The sequence below is a fragment of the Desulfocicer niacini genome (genome assembly GCF_054657595.1).
The window spans coordinates 1-458 of sequence record NZ_BAAHYK010000182.1 but is presented as its reverse complement, the minus strand read 5'-3'; the positions used below and the strand labels follow the sequence as shown (position 1 = coordinate 458).

General features: G+C 51.5%; 1 protein-coding gene. It reads right to left on the bottom strand.

The window, feature by feature from the left end; genetic code table 11:
- Window positions 1-108: 108 nt before the first annotated feature.
- Window positions 109-458: succinate dehydrogenase/fumarate reductase transmembrane subunit (locus ACYQ2M_RS25285; protein WP_459919175.1), on the bottom strand; the 350-nt coding region annotated here is incomplete at its 5' end.

Sequence of the window (458 nt, the reverse complement as noted above, 5' to 3'; positions counted from 1 at the left end):
CCCGCTGCTTTGCGGCTATGGCGATTCTCAACCCCGCCAGGCCGCCACCAATGACAAGTGAATCCGTATATATAACTTTCATCTGTTGCTCCTCGTGTGTGGTTTTTTTTATTCTGCGGGTTTCTCTTCATCTGCGGCGGCATCCACCGCGGTCACTGCGGCATGGGGCATATAACGCTGGCCTGCTTGATCCTTGTGCCGAATACCAATGACGGAAAATACCAGTAAGGCAAGAAGCCCAACGGTCAAAAAGAAAATGGTCAGCCGCTTTTTCCACATCTTGAGATTAACGCGGGAGGCCCGGTAATCATCACCGGTGAACCATCCCCACTTCAGGCACAGACGATACAGACCTATGGTACCGTGGAGCTCCACAGATATTAAAAGAATAAGATAAAGGGGCCACATGTTGGATGAGATGACACGGTCGGCGGACAGGTAGGGATCTATCTGTCCCG